This is a genomic window from Corynebacterium glutamicum ATCC 13032 (assembly GCF_000011325.1).
Lineage (GTDB): Bacteria > Actinomycetota > Actinomycetes > Mycobacteriales > Mycobacteriaceae > Corynebacterium > Corynebacterium glutamicum.
Genome location: NC_003450.3, coordinates 1,563,837 through 1,580,741 on the forward strand (window position 1 = coordinate 1,563,837; position 16,905 = coordinate 1,580,741).

16 protein-coding genes are annotated in these 16,905 nt (G+C 54.0%); 3 read left to right on the forward strand and 13 right to left on the reverse strand.

The genetic code is table 11. The features are described 5' to 3' along the window. The first annotated feature begins 41 nt into the window (after positions 1-41). Positions 42-404 carry a hypothetical protein gene (locus tag CGL_RS07430; RefSeq protein WP_148235595.1) on the forward strand — a complete coding sequence of 121 codons (363 nt, stop codon included), beginning with the start codon at positions 42-44 and terminating at the stop codon, positions 402-404. Then, entirely contained in the window at positions 401-649 is a 249-nt protein-coding gene (locus CGL_RS07435) for a Fic family protein (RefSeq protein ID WP_080558828.1), read from the forward strand. Before CGL_RS07430 ends, CGL_RS07435 begins: the two co-directional genes overlap by 4 nt. A 76-nt stretch (positions 650-725) precedes the next feature. Here the strand turns inward: CGL_RS07435 and CGL_RS07440 are convergent, their stop codons facing one another. Beyond that, positions 726-1,466, reverse strand: a complete 741-nt coding sequence (locus tag CGL_RS07440) for an SDR family oxidoreductase (RefSeq protein WP_011014397.1) — start codon at positions 1,464-1,466, stop codon at positions 726-728. Further along, on the reverse strand, positions 1,463-2,602 hold the full coding sequence (locus CGL_RS07445; RefSeq protein WP_011014398.1) for a M24 family metallopeptidase: 1,140 nt from the start codon (positions 2,600-2,602) through the stop codon (positions 1,463-1,465). Before CGL_RS07445 ends, CGL_RS07440 begins: the two co-directional genes overlap by 4 nt. A 29-nt stretch (positions 2,603-2,631) precedes the next feature. Between CGL_RS07445 and CGL_RS07450 the strand changes: the two genes are divergently transcribed. After that, a complete protein-coding gene (locus CGL_RS07450) occupies positions 2,632-3,273 on the forward strand; it encodes a trypsin-like serine protease (protein ID WP_003859992.1) in 642 nt (213 codons plus the stop codon). A 4-nt stretch (positions 3,274-3,277) separates the two neighbouring features. On the opposite strand, the gene CGL_RS07455 is transcribed toward CGL_RS07450, so the two are convergent. The 11 genes from CGL_RS07455 to CGL_RS07505 form a co-directional block, all read right to left on the reverse strand. Then, positions 3,278-6,067 carry a DEAD/DEAH box helicase gene (locus CGL_RS07455; RefSeq protein ID WP_011014399.1) on the reverse strand — a complete coding sequence of 930 codons (2,790 nt, stop codon included), beginning with the start codon at positions 6,065-6,067 and terminating at the stop codon, positions 3,278-3,280. A gap of 25 nt (positions 6,068-6,092) precedes the next feature. Beyond that, a complete protein-coding gene (tatC, locus tag CGL_RS07460; protein ID WP_011014400.1) occupies positions 6,093-7,037 on the reverse strand; it encodes a twin-arginine translocase subunit TatC in 945 nt (314 codons plus the stop codon). 191 nt (positions 7,038-7,228) lie between these two features. Continuing rightward, the gene (gene tatA / locus CGL_RS07465) at positions 7,229-7,546 is read right to left on the reverse strand and encodes a Sec-independent protein translocase subunit TatA (protein ID WP_011014401.1); all 318 of its coding nucleotides are present in this window, start codon (positions 7,544-7,546) and stop codon (positions 7,229-7,231) included. A 120-nt stretch (positions 7,547-7,666) separates the two neighbouring features. Then, complete coding sequence (locus CGL_RS07470) at positions 7,667-8,650, reverse strand: helix-turn-helix transcriptional regulator (RefSeq protein ID WP_011014402.1); 984 nt, start codon at positions 8,648-8,650, stop codon at positions 7,667-7,669. A 2-nt stretch (positions 8,651-8,652) separates the two neighbouring features. Next, complete coding sequence (locus CGL_RS07475; protein WP_011014403.1) at positions 8,653-9,627, reverse strand: helix-turn-helix transcriptional regulator; 975 nt, start codon at positions 9,625-9,627, stop codon at positions 8,653-8,655. 24 nt (positions 9,628-9,651) lie between these two features. After that, positions 9,652-11,064, reverse strand: a complete 1,413-nt coding sequence (pafA, locus tag CGL_RS07480) for a Pup--protein ligase (protein ID WP_227747724.1) — start codon at positions 11,062-11,064, stop codon at positions 9,652-9,654. Positions 11,065-11,105: 41 nt separating this feature from the next. After that, positions 11,106-11,300 (reverse strand): ubiquitin-like protein Pup, encoded by a 195-nt coding sequence (locus CGL_RS07485; RefSeq protein WP_003856167.1) that lies wholly within the window; start codon positions 11,298-11,300, stop codon positions 11,106-11,108. Positions 11,301-11,566: 266 nt separating this feature from the next. Next, positions 11,567-13,111, reverse strand: a complete 1,545-nt coding sequence (gene dop / locus CGL_RS07490; protein ID WP_011014405.1) for a depupylase/deamidase Dop — start codon at positions 13,109-13,111, stop codon at positions 11,567-11,569. Beyond that, positions 13,112-14,695, reverse strand: a complete 1,584-nt coding sequence (arc, locus tag CGL_RS07495; RefSeq protein WP_011265753.1) for a proteasome ATPase — start codon at positions 14,693-14,695, stop codon at positions 13,112-13,114. 32 nt (positions 14,696-14,727) lie between these two features. Beyond that, positions 14,728-15,564, reverse strand: a complete 837-nt coding sequence (locus CGL_RS07500; RefSeq protein ID WP_003860005.1) for a tRNA (adenine-N1)-methyltransferase — start codon at positions 15,562-15,564, stop codon at positions 14,728-14,730. Between the two features lie 45 nt (positions 15,565-15,609). Beyond that, positions 15,610-16,872: a M18 family aminopeptidase gene (locus CGL_RS07505; protein ID WP_003860006.1), complete on the reverse strand. Its 1,263-nt coding sequence runs from the start codon at positions 16,870-16,872 to the stop codon at positions 15,610-15,612. Between the last annotated feature and the right edge of the window lie 33 nt (positions 16,873-16,905).

Here is a 16,905-nt window from a genome sequence, read left to right on the forward strand (position 1 = left end):
CCCACGATATACATGGTGAATCCTGCATAGAATAAGTGACTGTGAAACCCCGACAACCACTGACTCTTATAGATCTCTGCGATGTCATCTATTCAGCAGGGCACGTATTCGATGATTTACAGTGCACGCGGGAAGACACCGCTGAGTTTCTTAAAGTCGGTTCGGTAAACGCCATTAGACATAACGTCATTGGGCATAGCGGCGATGTGGCCTTGCTGCAGGACCTTCGTGATGTAGCAGCGTTTATTATCAACCAGCCGTGCGCGGAGTTAGACGCAGCATACCTCTGTGCTCTTAACTCCACGATCACCCGTAGTGGGCCGCTATATCCAGGGCGTTTACGCTCACCACACCAACACATTGGAGTGAGCACCAACTACGGGCGCCATGAACCCCGGCGTTGAACACCAGGCAACTAGATGCAGTGTGTAGACGGCGCGCTCTTCCCGGTAATACGGTGGAAAACCGTGCCATCTCACTATTTATCGACTTAGCCCGAGCACAGCCGTTTGAAGACGGTAACAAGCGAACCGCGCTCTTTGTCGCCAACTCCATGCTGATTGCTTCCGCCTCGCCGTATCTACTTATTGCGCCAGTAGATGAGAAGGATTCATCGATAGCCAGAAGCTTCAATGACCATCTTGCATAGGCTTATCTTTCTGGAGAAGACGCGCCTGTAGCAACCGATCTCAGAGAGCATGGGCTTGTGAGGGCTGAACGGGTATCTAGCGTGGCATCTTCCGCCACACCGGACGAGGAACCATCCGCATAATCCAGGCGAGAACCCGCAGACGTCCCGGAATCCACAAGGTCGTGCTCCTCTTCTTAGAGGTATAAGCACTAACAACAGCTGCGGCAACATCTCGTGGATACACCGACATCGGAGCAGGCTTCATCCCCGTGGTCATAGAACCAATAACAAAGCCAGGACGCGCAATAATCAATCGCACGTGTGTCCCATGCAGGCTATCTGCAAGCCCTTGGCAAAATGCATCGAGACCAGCCTTGGTGGATCCATAGACATAGTTAGCCCGGCGCGCCCGCCACCCAGCAATCGAGGAAAACGCCACGATCGCTGCTGGAGTAGTTTGTGCGCGGAGCTCATCAGCAAGCACAGTGAGCATGGAGACCTGAGCGGTGTAATCCACGGTGGCGATCTCTACCGCATGGGTCTCATCGGTTTCTGCGCGTTCTTGGTCTCCCAAGATGCCAAAAGCAACCACGGCAAGGGAAATCTCGCCAGCTAGCTCTTGTGTTTTCTTCACAAGTTCTCGGTGCGTGTCTAGTACTTGGGCGTCAAAGCTCAAAACATGAACAGATGTGGCACCGCGCTGTCGAAGATCTTCCGCTAAGCCCTGTGCAGCCTCTGGTCGACGAGCAGCCAAAACAACGTCTTCGCCGTGACACGTCAACGTGGCAATCTCACCGGCAATGTCAGAGGTTCCGCCTAGGAGAAGAATGCTCAACGCAGTTCCTTGGGCTGGTTGTTGAGGGTTTCACAACCGTCTTCATTCACCACAACGATGTCTTCGATGCGCGCTCCGTGGATTCCTTCAATGTAGATGCCAGGCTCAATGGAAAAGGCCATTCCGGCTTCCAACACGAGTGAGTTACCCGCCATGATGAATGGCTCCTCATGGGTGGATAGACCAATGCCGTGTCCTGTGCGGTGAATGAAGTATTCGCCGTATCCAGCCGCAGCAATGTGATCGCGAGCAACAGCGTCCACTGATTCTGCAGTAACGCCAGGGCGAACATGCGCAACGGCTGCGAGCTGTGCTTCGTAGAGCACTTGGTAGAACTTAGCGAACTCTGGATCCGCATCGTCAGGGTTTCCGCCCACAATGTAGGTGCGTGTGCAGTCAGAGTGGTAACCAGGGCCGAAGGTGCCTCCTATATCAACCACCACGATGTCGCCATTGCGGAGGACTCGGTCAGAGAAACCGTGGTGAGGGTTCGCGCCGTTTTCAGCGGATCCCACAATCACGAAGTCCACCTCAGAGTGCTCTTCCAAGATGAGATCGTTGAGCTGTGCTGCAACCTCTGCTTCGGTGCGTCCGTCTTGAAGAAGCTCCGGGACTTTGGCGTGGACACGGTCAATGGCTGCACCTGCGCCGCGAAGCTGCTCGATCTCTGCTTCGTCTTTAGAGACAAACAATTCTTTCAGCACTTGAACTGCCAACTCCATGCGGCAGGTGGAGCCCACCAGGTTCTGGATAGGAATCAGGTGATCTGCCGTGATGGAGGAACCAATACCCAATGCTTCGAACTCTGAAACACCGAGAGCATCTACGGCCAACTCATGGGCATTATCGCCATCAACCCATCCGGCCACATTGATGTCTAGTCCTGGAATAGCAGACAGTGCTAAGTCTCCGCGGTCTACAGCGGGAAGAACAATGGTTGCGGTTCCTTCGCTGGGGATCACCAAAGCGGTTAGACGCTCATGGGTGGAGATCCAGCTGCCGGTTAGATACGCAAGTTCTGCGCCTGTACCGATGATCAAACCGTTCAAGCCAGCCTTGCGTGCGCCTTCTTGTGCATCCGCAAGACGCTGTGCATATACCGATGTGGGGAAATTGTTTGTTGAAGGATCACTCATAGTCTCCAACCCTAGTAGCCTAGGCAGGTGTGCGATCAAACCACACTGTCAGAATCAAATCTGCTGGACGCTATGCCAGCGGATTGTTGATCACGAAAAAGCATGTCACAGACACCTTTGTGCCTTCTGTAGCATCCATCTCAGAGCGCGCCACGTTTATTCTCACCGCCGATCACTTTTTGCGCAGCTGCTCGAAAGTAATTTATGTCCGGGGCGAAAATTTCACCGCCACAGCAACCACCAGCCTGTCTGTATTTGGCACAGATCTGGGTTTGATCAAATTAGACGGCAAAGCCCCCACCATGCCACTTCCACTTTTCGCAGATAAGCCACTTCGCGTGGGCATGAAAACCACCACGTTCGGATTCGGCGGTCTGCCATCAGCCACCGTTGCTAAAGAAATCCACGGGCGCGTTATCTCTGCCATCCCCCATGGCGTATCAAGAAACCGCATCACCCGAGTCCATCACGGTGCCTTGATCTTTAACTCCCCAGAAAAGGCAGTAAAGGGAGACTCCGGCGGACCTGTGCTGGTTAATGGACGAGTAGCCGGAATCCAATCAATGATCTCTGACCCCGGTGGATTTAACACCGGGGTCGCCACTGCCGCATCCCTTATCCAGCACATGCCTGCCCTAGCTCAAGCGCTTGAACTGCTCGAACATAGCTAGCTCGCTAGGAACCGATCGCCACAACTCCACGCCTAATCGCATCAATAGCCTGACGAGCATTCCGTGTGGTCTCATCAAAGTAGGCAGTCTTAGCAACCTGCTCTAGAAGATCGATGACTTGACGGCACCAGCGCACGAAGTCACCAGGGGTCAACTCCGCGCCGTTTTCCGCTGCCGCAGCCATGCAATATCCCAGCGGAGCACCTGAAGCCCACTGGTGGATCGCGGTGGCAAAACCTGCTTCCGGCTGGCGAGTAATTGGCAGACGGTGACGGCGCTCATCTTCAACCAGCTCACCCCAAATACGTTCCACGCTATTCATGGAATCAGCCATGGCCTCTGTGACAGCTTGAGCCTCACCACCGGTTTCGCGACGATTTTCAAACGTGCACATACTCACCACACCGGCGAGCTCTGCGGGATCAAGGTTGTCCCAAATGCCACGCTTGAGGCACTGAGCAACCAACAGGTCTGCCTCACTGTGGATTTTCGCCAAACGCTCACCTTCATCAGTGATCACTGGATTATCTGGATTAGAGTAATCCACATAGTCCATTTCACTGAGCAGCGACAAAATGCGCTCAAACGTCCTACCGAGGGTTTCCCTGGCTTTATCCACATTGCCGGTCAACTTAGCCAGATCACGTTCTTTACGGATCATACGCTCCGCGGTGCGAGCCAAGTGCTCCCGATCAGGCCAATGATGCGCCTCATGATCCCGAATAGCATTACGCAGTTTGGTCACTGCCTCATTGGGACGAACCCGAGCAAACTCCCGCATCTTGTTGGGTCGCTTGAAGTGCTCACGCCTAAACAGTTCCTGGACGCGCCGGGCATTGCGGCGAGGCTCTTCAATAGCTTGGCGAGGCAGACGCATATGCCCAATGGTGATCGGCGGATTAGTAAAGGATTCCGCATCCACACGACCTGACCAACCAGATTCGGTGGTCACCCATGGGCGGGGATCTCTGCTCTGATTAGCAGGCGTCATCACTACTGCGAGAACTGGTCGTTTTCTACCAGGCATGGCAATGACATCACCGATTTGCAGCTTGGACAGCACACGGACTGTTTCTACGTTGCGATCTTCGATGCTTTGCTTGCGATTGAGTTTTTCTTCCTCATTGAGCTCACGGCGAAGCTCCATGTAGTCGATAAACACCTCCACTGCGTCTTGATCTTCACGCACCGCAGGGTTGGTGGCAGCAATCTCTTTGTTCAGCTGGGCACGCAATTCTGCCACCTTGGCTTCTGCACGTTCAATTTCACGCACATCGCCCACGACGGAACCATCGGCTTGGAACTGTGCAAAAGATTTTTCCAAAAGGCGCAGCGAAGGCTCATAACCAATGGTTTTCAGCAGGTTAACCGACATGTTGTAGCCCGGCTGGAACGTAGAGATCAGCGGGTAGGTACGCGTAGAGGCAAGACCTGCCACCCATCGTGGATCAAGTGCTGGTGACCACTGCACCACAGCATTACCCAACACATCGATGCCACGTCGACCAGCACGACCGGTCAGCTGCGTGTATTGGCCAGGGGTGAGATCAACGTGGCCTTCGCCGTCAAATTTGACCATCTTTTCCAACACCACGGTGCGCGCTGGCATGTTGATTCCCAATGCCAGGGTTTCCGTGGCAAACACCGCGCGGACAAGACCTTTAACAAAGAGCTCTTCCACGATGTGCCTAAACGCTGGAAGCATACCCGCGTGGTGGGCTGCGAAACCGCGCATCAGTGCAGCACGCCACTGCTTAAAGTTCAGTACTTGAAGGTCTTCCTCGGGGATCCCCACCACGCCGGCGTCGACAATGCGTGCAATCTCTTCTGATTCTGCTTGATCCGTCAAGACCAACTTAGAACGCAAGCATTGGTACAGCGCACCATCACAGCCCGCGCGGGAGAAGATAAACGTAATCGCTGGCAGCATGTTGATGCCCTTGAGGATGCTGAGCACTTCAGGCCGACCCAGTGGCCTGTGGCGGTCTTGTTCCCGTGGCTTACCAGTGCGAGAATCCTGCTTATCGCCTTTGCTGCGTGCACGGAAGCCTTCACCAGAGCGGTATGCCGCACGGCCTTGTTCGCTTTGCTTGCTGTTGAGGCGATCAATCGTTGCCTCTAACTCCTTGTTCACGCGTCCATCGGTGCCAGGCTCAAACAGTGGCATCACTTTGCGCTGCACCATCATGTACTGATCAAGCGGAACGGGGCGGTGATCAGTAACAATCACACGGGTATCGCCGCGAACAGTGGTCAGCCACTCACCAAACTCCTCTGAGTTGGACACCGTGGCAGATAGACCGATGATGTTGACGGAATCATCCAAGTTGAGGATCACTTCTTCCCACACCGCGCCACGGGAGGCATCAGCAAGGAAGTGGATCTCATCCATGACCACGTGGCTTAAGCGCTCAAGCGCAAAAGAGCCCGCGTAAATCATGTTGCGCAGCACTTCGGTGGTCATGACCACGATGTCAGCATCATGGTTAATGGAAACATCACCGGTGAGCAGACCAACGGCATCGGAGCCGTGTTTAGCCACCAAATCGTGGTACTTCTGGTTGCTCAGCGCTTTGATGGGGGTGGTGTAGAAACACTTTGTCCCCCGCGATAATGCGAGGGACACTGCGAATTCACCAACAATTGTTTTGCCCGCGCCGGTGGGCGCACATACTAAAACACCGTGGTCTTCTTCCACAGCGTGGCAGCCTTTGATTTGGAACTCGTCCAGATCAAAGCCCAGGTCTGCTATGAACTCTGAAAGGTGGGTGCCCTTTTCGGCAGAAAAACTCATGCCTCTAAGGGTACCTGGCTAGGCCCTAGAGCACGTCACCGAAGTCGGCGCGCCCGGGTTTATAGCTTATCGACGCCTCCCCACTTGGGTTCAGCATCCGCGAAGGCTCCACCGCCTCTGGGGTTTCGACTGGGCTTGGAGCATCTTCTCCACCAGCAGAAGTATCCAGTGGTGATGCAGAGAGGTCATCGCCATCAAGCCATTCTGGGCGCTTCTTGTCCCGGCGTTTGTCGTTGAAACGACAGAACTGCAGGGCAAGCTCTACCAGAACGGTGAGTGAAAGCGCCAACACCAACATGGTGAAAGGATCCTGGCCGGGTGTCATGAAAGCAGCGAACACGAACAAAATCATGATGATCATGCGTCGCTTATCTTTAATGGCATCGTAAGGCAAGATACCCACAATGTTGAGCATGCCGATCACCAGTGGAACTTCGAAGCTCACGCCGAAAATCGCCAACAACGCGAGCAAGAATCCGAAGTACTTATCACCAGTCAGGGCCGCTGCCTGGGTGTCTCCACCAATGGTAAGGAGGAACTCCAAACCATATGCAACGACGAAGTACGCAAGAACAGCACCGCCGACAAACAGCACAACAGCAATCGTGACGAAGATTGCGGTGTAACGGCGCTCATTCTTCATCAAACCTGGGGTGATAAAGCCCCACAGCTGGCTCAGCCACACGGGTGAGCCAAGAACCATACCCACCAACGCCGCTACTTTAAGGCGAAGCATGAATGGATCAAACGGGCCGGTTGCGAGCAGTCGACATTCCTCTGAGTCGCTCATGGCCCAGCGGGATTCAGCAGGCAGAGAACAGTACGGATCCCTCAGCAGCTCGCCCAAAGTGGGGATCTGCCAAAATGAGAAATCGTACCAAATAAAGCCGATAATGGTGCCCACGAGGATGCCCGCCAGAGCGATAAGAAGTCGGCGTCGAAACTCTTTGATGTGCTCAACAATGGACATCTCTCCCGTAGGAGACTTCTTCTTCTTTTTTGAGATAACTCGCCGAGGGCGCTTAACCACCTTGGCGCTTGTTGATTCAGCCAATTCCTTGAACGTCCTACCTGCGTTTATGTACAGACTACGACGCACCGCAACAAAAGGTAGCTGTTACGGTGCGATGACTTTATTTTTTAGATGCAAACTGCCCAACTTTAAGAGGTGCGGTTTGGATCCTCGTAGTTCTGACGGTAGTCAGGGGTCTGAGGGTTCTGAGGCTGCTGAACCTGCTGTCCCTGGTAGTGCTGCTCAAAGTTTGGCTGAGGAGCCTCGATCTGGTTGGGCGCAATCTGCTGCTGAGGCTGCTGCTGTTGTTCTGGGGTATCGCCGTCCTTGTTCATTTCTTTGACTTCAGACTTGAAGATGCGCATGGAACGGCCGATGGAACGAGCTGCATCAGGCAGCTTCTTCGCGCCGAACAGCACGATGATCAGCAGGACAATGATTCCAATTTCCCATGGTCCGAGGGACATGTGGTCTACTCCAAATTCACATTAAACAAGCTTGTTCATGACTGGTGAATGTGGGGTGACCACGATTTCCAGAAATGAAACCCTTGCACATTGATTGATGTTGCGTCTTACTCTTGGGTGTTACTCTACGTGATGATCATACGCTGACAAACCACTAAAAGCCTTTTGCTTTATGCATTTCCGAAGATCTTCGGGACTAGTTACTTTCAAATGCTCAGCATGGCCAATCGCGAATCGGACGAACCAATCCCTAGAAAGCAGCGGAAAGTGGACTGTGTGCCAGCTGAATCCGTCGCTATCGCGAATCGGTTCCACCGTTTCATCCACCTCCATGGCCATGTAATTGCCTAACCACATTGCGTCCTCACGCAGCAATAACGTGGCAATATCGGAAGATTTTGCGAACTCAAAAGGATCGTCCGTGGATACTGAAACCCCTCGCGCCGGGTGCACTGCTTTGCTGTCAAGAAGCACAATGCTTCGGATGCGATCAAGCCTAAACGTCCGCCATTGGTTCACAGCTTCTTCCCAGGCTTTGATGTAGGTTTCGCCTTCATGGGTGAAGATATGAGCAGGGCTGACTTGCCTCAGGCTGGTGTTGTCTGATCTGTGCGAGTGGTATTCAAAACTGACCTGCTGGTGTAAATCCATGGCGTCGCGGATGATCTCTAGAACTTCAGCATCGAGGTCTTCTCCAGTGGAGTCGAAAACAGTCGAGGAATACTCCCCCATGATGGCGCGTAGCTTGTTCGCAGCAGATACGACCGCTTCCTGTTTCGCAATACCGGGGAGGGATTCCAGGGATTCAAGTGTCAGCAGCAAAACACCGGCTTCAGTTGGTGTGAGGCGCAAGGGTTTATCCATGCCTTGAGCATTGTGGATTTTTACTTCCTTAAAGGAATGATCAAGCTCCACCAAGTCACCTGGAAGAAGTCCTGGCAGACCACACATCCATAATCTGTTGAGGTCTTCCATGATTTGGGAGGAGGGTTGGCCAAGATCGCGCGCTGCTTCCATGACGGTACGGCCTTTATACCTGGTGAAATACGGCAACAGATTAAGCTGGCGGGCAAGGTCGCTGATTTTGTTGGATGATTTCGGCATGTTTACACCACCTCGTTTTCGACTTTGCGCAGCAAGGCTATGACATCGTCAATGACGTCCTTGGGTTCTATAACGAGAGCTTCTGGCGCATGGGCTGCTGCGGTGCGCACCAGCCAATCTCGGTCAACGTCTTCTAAAAACCATGCCCCATCGGAGGTTTCTACCCCTGCGGCGCGCAGTTCCACTGCGCGGCCGGGTGTGATGCGCAGGGTGGCGTCGATAAGCACACTCTTTCTGCGTAGTTGGGCGCGCACCATGTCTTGGAGGTTGGTGCCTGCGGGCATGGGGTGGGTGGCGTCGGCGCCGAGGTTGATGTTGCGGACGCGGGTGATGCGGAAGGTGCGTGCTTCTTGGCGGTCGAGGTCGAATCCGACCAGGTAGATGCGGTCGCGCTCAGGGACCAGACCCCAAGGATCCATGTGTCGAAGCGAGGGGGCGTCTTTGGGGGCGCGCCGGTATTCGAAGCTGATTTGCTTGCCCAATTGGCGGGCTTTGATGATCGCATCGAGGGTTTTTGCAGACAAGGAACCTAAATCGCCCGCATTGGTCAAGGCTGTGGACGTGGACAGATCACGCTGCGCGCCGCCGGCCGCCAATTTGGTCCACCCCGAACGCGCGAAGGCGCCGAGTTCCTGATTATGGCCCATCTCCCCTGCCATGCCCAGCACGGCGGCCTCATCTGGGGTGAATTCGACCTCGGGGAGCTTATAAGAATCCTGGGCCAGACGGTACGCCTGCTGGCCTTCAGCTATGCCTGAGGTGACCGTGAACTGCTCAATCGGAACGCCAACTCTGCGCAGGTAGGCAAGATCGCGCTGCAGCTTCTTACGGAACGCCGTATCGGTAAGGCCTTTATAATCGCCGACATTGTCTCGAATCCACACCTGGGTCAAAAACTTCCGGGAATAGGAATTGGCGCTTAAAAACGCGAAAGTCAGATTAATCTGACGCTCGAGATCTTCCTTCCGATCCGACATCAAGGCCTCCGAAGTGCGAGCGGACTAACTGCGATAGCTCTCCGCATGAACGGTCATATACTCAATCAACTGATCAACCTCGGAATTCACTGCGGAAAAAGGATCCCCCAATTCCACCGATTGTGGCTCCGGTCGGTTGACCTTGTGACGCATCCAATCGACAGTCACAGGTACTCCCAGAGTATCCGCCGCTTTAAGGATTCGCCCGCGCAAATGAGCACGTGTTGTATCAGGAGCGGTATCCACCGCAGCTAAAATCGCCTCATCAGTAGTCCACCGTTTGATCATGCCGCGGCTTTGCAGCACGCTAAATAGGCCTCTACCTGGCCTAATATCGTGATAAGTCAAGTCCACTTGGGCAAGTTTTGGATCATCCAACCCAAGGTTGCCGCGCTGAATGAAACGATCAATGAGCTTCTTTTTGATCACCCAGTCAATTTCTGTATCCACTTCGCTGAAATCACCGGACTCAATCGCTTTCAACATGCGACCCCACAGATCCAGCACGCGGGCCATCTCTGTGTTGGAGGTGCCAGAAAATTCTGGTTCGGGGCGCTGCTCCAACCACTTCGAGGCATGCTCAAAGACCACCTGCTGGATCTGCAAGGCAGTCATGGTGGTGCCATCTTTCAGGGACAACAGTGTGGATCCTGTTGCATCGCGGGAGATTTCCCTAATTGAGGCAATATCATTGGCAAGCTCTAAGCTGGGCAAACCGAAATCTGCCTCAATCATTTCCAGAACCAGCAACGTGGAGCCGACCTTCAACGCGATGCTGGGCTCTGCCATGTTGGCATCACCCACAATCACGTGCAGCCTGCGGTAAGAATGGGAATCCGCATGTGGCTCATCACGGGTGTTGATAATGGGGCGTGATCTAGTGGTGGCACTTGATACGCCCTCCCACACGTGGTCAGAGCGCTGGGATATGCAGTAGCCCAAGGGGAAGGATTCGCCTTTATCCAAAGGATTGGGGTGATGGATCCTGCCGGCGCCGCAGATGAGCTGGCGGGTAATCAGAAACGGCATCAGCCTTTTACCCAACGCCTTCAACGGCATGGAGCGACCCACAAGGTAGTTTTCGTGGCAGCCATAAGAATTGCCCACGGAATCGACATTGTTTTTAAACAGGTACACCTGCCCAGCAATGTCTTCTTTCGCCAGCGACTCTTCGGCATCTACAGCCATGCGATCTGCAATAACATCGCCAGCTTTTTCAAAATTGATCAGCTGGGTCAAATTATCACACTCGGCGGTGGCGTACTCCGGGTGGGAACCCACATCAAGATACAACCGGGAACCATTGGGTATGAAGATATTAGAGCTGGAATATTTCTCCACGATGGGACGAAACATCCTTCGAGCTATCTCATCTGGGCGAAGCTTTTTGGAATCACCATCAACAAAGGTGAGGCCATACTCCGTTTCAATGCCCATGATCCTGCGGGTCAATGCGGATTCCACGGTACTCACAGTGACTATTCGCCACCCTTTTGTACATAGGAACGAACGAATTCCTCGGCGTTGTTTTCCAACAGTCCGTCGATTTCATCCAGCAAGCTGTCCACACCTTCGGTGTTGATCTGAACCTGTCCAGATGCCTGTGCGGAATCCTCGGCGTTGTCCTCGTCACGTCCGCCGCCACCCATAATTTGGGTTTGCTTTGCGTTCACTACACTCACTCTCCTGCCGTAAATCGGTATTTCTTAGTTCTTCAGCCCACGTATTTAGACCTGGCCATTTAAGCCTGGTTGTTTAGGCCCAGTTTTTTAGGCGTGCGCCCTAAAACCTAAGCTGAGAACCATCCACACTATGTAACAAACTTATTGTTAACGTTAATCCATCACACGTTAGCGCCGTCACATGGGTTAGTTGAAGGGGTTTGGCTCACCCCTGAGGTGATTCTAGGGACATCCCCTAACCACCTATTCAGGGTACCCTAAATAGCTTGGATGGCCGTGAGCGGGGTCAAGTTTTCCTTTTCAAGACCCTCAATTAACTCATCGATTGTGGCGGATTTCTCCACCAACTCCCCTGCTTCCTCTCGGGTCAAGGTATCTAAACCGCTGGTGTGCACGCGGTATTCCTTAGCGCTGGAGGTAGCAACAATCAGCGATTCCCAGTTGGCTGCGAGCACTGATTCGCCAAATTTATCCATCACACGCCCGCGGAAGTATGCCCGCGAGTCCTGCGGTGGAGTGGCCGCTGCATCTGCAATGTCCTGCGCACTGCACAGTGTTTTCATCCGCCCCTTGGATACCAGTGCGTGATACAGACTCTTCTGTGGATCAATATCGCTGTACTGCAGGTCAATGAGGTACATCTTGGGATCGTTAATGGACAGCCCACGCGCCTCAAAAGACTTGATCAGGGCAAGTTTTGCAGTCCAATCAAGGAGATGGCTGGTGGAGAGCAGATCATTCTCCAGGAGCCCCAGCACTTCACCCCACAGCGCAGTGACACGCTGTTCCACTGGGGTTTCTGCAAACGGCTGCACCTTGTCCAAATAGCGGCGCAGAATATCAATAGCGGTGAGCTCTGAACCATCCGCCAATCGCAGCTGGTGGGTAAGGGAAAGATCATGGGAGACCTTTGCTACTTCACTCACTGCGTTCTTCAGCTTGAGTTCAGAGAAATCCACCCCAGCCTCAATGGCATCCAGCACTAGGGAGGTCATGCCGAATTTGAGGAAATTCGCAGTCTGCGACATGTTGGCATCGCCGATGATCACGTGCAGGCGACCCCAGTGATCAGCGTCGGTGTGTGGTTCATCGCGGGTGTTGATAATGCCGCGGTTGAGTGTGGTTTCCAGTGAAATTTCTTGCTCAATGTAGTCAGCTCGCTGACTGACCTGGAATCCCGGCTTATCGCCCTGAGGGCCCAATCCCACACGTCCGGCACCGATGATGACCTGGCGGCACACAAAAAATGGGATCAATGCCTGAGCCAGCACATCAAAATCCGTCTCACGTGAGTAGAGGTAATTCTCGTGGGACCCGTAGCTAGCACCCTTACCGTCGACATTGTTTTTGTAGATTTTCAAAGCTGGACACGGATCATGGCCGTCCAACACAGACCTATTCTGGCTGGTGAAACTCGCAACATCAGAGACGGCCTGCATGAGGATGTGGTCACCAGCGGCGTCGTAAACCATGGCATCCCACGCATTGGTGACCTCTGGGGAGGAGTATTCCGGGTGCGCGTGATCGACATAAAACCTGGCACCATTGGGCACAAACACGTTGGCCACACCAATGGCGTGCGGATCCACCACAGGGGCCTGGTGGTATCGGCGCAGATCAAAGCCACGAGTATCGCGCAGTGGGGACTCTTGCGCATAGTCCCAACGCACCCGGTGCTCACCAAATCCACGCGCGGTGGAATACGCCACCACCGCGTGCGTGGAAGTAACGATCGGGCTTAAAAACGGTGCAGACGGTGTGGAAATGCCGTATTCGGTTTCCGATCCCATAAAACGCGCCATTTAGATAACCACCTCTGCGTGAGTAACCTGCTTGCCCTGGCGTCCAGTGATCCTGGACCATTCATCCGGGTTGGAGGTGTTTGGCAGGTCTTCGCTCTGCTGGTTTTCATCATCAATCGCCTGGATGAGCTGCTCGGCGGTTAGGCCAACGCCGGTGCCGTCGATATGCGCCTTAATAGCTGATTTTTTAGCACGGTCAACAATGTTGGCGATCATCGCACCAGAGACAAAGTCGTGGTAGTTCAGTGTTTCCACCGAACCATCGATCAGCGTCAAACGCACATAAGGGCGCGGGGTGTACAGGTGATCCACGGCGCGATCAATGAGATCCTCGGCAGGTTCGGCCAGCGGAATCGAATCATTGATGTAGCGGGTGAAAATGTCATGTGCGCCCTGCTTGTTGGGGCGGTTGATGCGAATCTTGATGTCCAGGCGACCCGGGCGCAAAATGGCCGGGTCGATCAGCTCTTCACGGTTGGTAGCGCCCACCACGATGACATTGGACAGATCCTCCACACCGTCAAGCTCTGCCAAAAGCTGTGGCACCACGGTGGTTTCCATATCAGAACTCACACCTGAACCACGGGTACGGAAAATCGATTCCATTTCATCAAAGAAAATGATCACGGGGCGGCCATCGCCGGCAAGCTCACGGGCGCGCTCAAAAATCACTCGGATCTGTCGCTCTGTCTCACCGACGTACTTGTTCAGCAGCTCTGGGCCCTTGACGTTGATGAAGTACGAGGTGCCAGTCTCACCGATGCGGTTGGCCAAAGAATTAGCCACAGCCTTAGCAATCAGCGTCTTTCCACAGCCGGGAGGGCCGTACAGCAGCACGCCCTTTGGTGGATGCAGGTTGTAGGCGCGGTACATCTCCGGGTGCAAAAATGGCAGCTCAACGGCATCTTGAATCAATTCAATCTGATCATCCAAGCCACCAATATCCTGATAAGACACATCTGGCGCCTCTTCCAGCGCAAGCCTCGAAATTTCCGTCTTGGCAATCGCCTCAAAAGCGTAGCCCGCTTTGCGGTCAACAAGCAGGGTGTCACCGGGGCGCGGCAGCTTTGCGGTGCGATCCATCAACGGACCAGCAAGCTTGACGACGCGCTCCTCCCCCGAGCGATCTGAAACCAAAGCACGATCCCGGCCAATCATTTCCATCAACGTGGCTAATTCACCGGTTTGTTCAAAATCACAGGCCTCAAGAACTTGATTGCCTTCACCCAAACGAACCTGCACACCCGGCATCAAATCCGCGGCACACAGCATAGGAGAAACAGCCACACGCATGCGACGTCCACCAGCAAAGATCTCCGCATTAGAACCGTCTTTCGCGGTTTCCAAGAAAGTGCCATACACCGATGGCGGCTGAGCCATATCCTCCAACTGAGAAAACAGCACAGACAATTTATCCCGAGACGACTTCAGCATCTCCGCGAGCTTGGCATTACGTGCCCCAAGATCAGAGTTGGTGCGCTTGAGCTGGCGCACCTCATCAGATAACCGGGACTGTTCCTCCCGGTTGAAGTCGCTAAAAGAATTAGAGGGCGAAGAATCAGTTGGTGAACTCATGGTCACCACTCTAACCCTTTACGCCCTCCAACTAGGTCTTTTTATCGACGTGCCTTACGCTGCGGACGAGGAGGCTCCACGCCATCAGCCAAACGCCTGGTCAACACCAAGAACGCGGTGTGGGCATTCATGCGGTGCTCAGGGCGTGTTGCCAAGCCCTCCACCTTCCAATCACGAACCAAAGATTCCCACGCGCGTGGCTCCGTGAAGCATTTTTGCTCGCGGATGCCTTCCATGACCTTCATCAGCTGTGGCACGGTCGCCACATACGTCATAAACACACCACCAGGGATGAGAAGATCCTTGCAGGTCTCCAGCATTTCCCACGGCTCAAGCATATCCAAGATGATGCGGTCAACAGGTCCGCCGAGATCCTCAACGGTGACTTCTTTCAGGTCACCAAGACGTGGATCCCAGGTTGCTGGACGCTCACCGAAGTACTCCTCCACGTTGGAGACTGCGTACTCCAGGTGATCCTCACGGATTTCGTAGGAGATGACATTGCCCTTTTCACCCACTGCACGAAGCAGCGCCATGGACAGTGCACCGGAACCAGCGCCAGCTTCCAGAACTCGGGCGCCAGGGAAAATATCGCCCTCGACCAGAATCTGTGCAGAGTCCTTTGGATAAATAACTGCAGCGCCACGAGGCATGCTCAGCACGTGATCAACCATGAGGTGACGGAAGCACAAGTAATCAGAGCCCATGGTGGAGTGGACAACAGTGCCCTCATCGGCGCCGATGATGTCATCGTGTGCGATTTGTCCACGGTGGGTGTGGTAGGTGGTTCCTGGTTCCAAAATGATGGTGAAATGGCGGCGTTTAGCGTCGGTGAGCTGAACGCGGTCGCCTGCTTGGAACGGACCTGAGTAGGGCATGAGCCCTCACTTTCTTCTGTGTGCTTGTCTTGATTGAACTCGGCGTTAATTTACCAGATAGGCTTCCAGGGCTTGTTCAAACCACATCAGATCCTTCACTCCGGCCATTTCGCGTGCGGAGTGCATGGACAGCAATGGAATACCGACATCGACAGAATCGATACCCAGGCGAGTCGCACTGATCGGGCCGATGGTGGAACCACACGGCACATCGTTGTTGCCGGCAAACACCTGGTGTGGCACACCGGCAATCTGACATGCCCTGATCCACATGCCTGAAGTGACTGCATCGGAGGTGTAGCGCTGGTTGGCGTTGACCTTCAATACAGGACCTTTACCAATGATGGGGTAATTAGCTTGATCATGCTTCTCGGGGAAGTTGGGGTGAATGGAGTGTGCCGCGTCAGCTGAGACCATGGTGGAACGGTTAAACATCCGGCGTCGCTCATCTTCATCTGCACCCAACGCACGAGCAGTACGGTTGAGCACATCCTCCAACAGGGGGCCCCCGGCACCCGAGGTGGAATTACTTCCCACTTCTTCATGATCGAATGCAGCAAGAACCAAAATATCCGAACCAGTATCGTCAGATTGCGAAGCCGCAATCAATGCAGTCATGGATGGATGCACGCTGCTCAGGTTATCCAGGCGACCAGACGCCAAGAAATCCCCATGTGCGCCAAATACTTCAGCATCTTGGGTAGCCACCGTGATCAGATCATGGCTGACAATATCTGCAGGATCCACTACCGCAGCACCAGCAATGACATCCAGAATTGATACGTCGGGCTCACCAACAGCAAACACAGGCTGCAGGTGACGCTGTGGATTAAGGGTGAGTTGGGAATTAACAGTACGGTCCAAATGAATAGCCACGTGCGGGATGCGCAGAATCGGGCCGGTGTTGACAAGCTTGACGGACCCGTCGGCAAGCACAATGCGGCCTGCTAAGGCCAGCTCGCGATCCAGCCAGCTTGGCAGGATCGGTCCGCCGTAAACCTCGACGCCGGCCTGCTGCCAACCGTGTGAGGAAAGATCCCCACGGGGCTTTAACTTGAAACCCGGTGAATCAGTATGTGACCCAATGATGCGGAACCCGGAATCTGGCGAAGCATCCTCAGGCACCCACCACGCCACTACTGCTCCCCCACGCACCGTCACATGCCCACCAGGGCGGGCATCCCATTCATCGGTATCTTCCTGACGAATGAACCCCTCATGGAGCAACCTGCGCTCCACCGCCGCGGCCGCGTGATAGGAACTTGGGCTTAGGGCAATAAAACTTAAGAAATCGTCAGTTACATGCATAGAACAAGGGTAGCCAAATTCTTGGAAACAGCG

Excerpts from the sequence above, each read along its gene's own strand:
- CGL_RS07445 (WP_011014398.1), bottom strand. The coding sequence starts at position 2,602 with ATGAGTGATCCTTCAACAAACAATTTCCCCACATCGGTATATGCACAG.
- CGL_RS07455 (WP_011014399.1), bottom strand. The coding sequence starts at position 6,067 with ATGAGTTTTTCTGCCGAAAAGGGCACCCACCTTTCAGAGTTCATAGCA.
- tatC (WP_011014400.1), bottom strand. The coding sequence starts at position 7,037 with ATGTCCATTGTTGAGCACATCAAAGAGTTTCGACGCCGACTTCTTATC.
- tatA (WP_011014401.1), bottom strand. The coding sequence starts at position 7,546 with ATGTCCCTCGGACCATGGGAAATTGGAATCATTGTCCTGCTGATCATC.
- CGL_RS07470 (WP_011014402.1), bottom strand. The coding sequence starts at position 8,650 with ATGCCGAAATCATCCAACAAAATCAGCGACCTTGCCCGCCAGCTTAAT.
- CGL_RS07475 (WP_011014403.1), bottom strand. The coding sequence starts at position 9,627 with ATGTCGGATCGGAAGGAAGATCTCGAGCGTCAGATTAATCTGACTTTC.
- pafA (WP_227747724.1), bottom strand. The coding sequence starts at position 11,064 with ATGGGCATTGAAACGGAGTATGGCCTCACCTTTGTTGATGGTGATTCC.
- dop (WP_011014405.1), bottom strand. The coding sequence starts at position 13,111 with ATGGCGCGTTTTATGGGATCGGAAACCGAATACGGCATTTCCACACCG.
- CGL_RS07500 (WP_003860005.1), bottom strand. The coding sequence starts at position 15,564 with ATGCCCTACTCAGGTCCGTTCCAAGCAGGCGACCGCGTTCAGCTCACC.
- CGL_RS07505 (WP_003860006.1), bottom strand. The coding sequence starts at position 16,872 with ATGCATGTAACTGACGATTTCTTAAGTTTTATTGCCCTAAGCCCAAGT.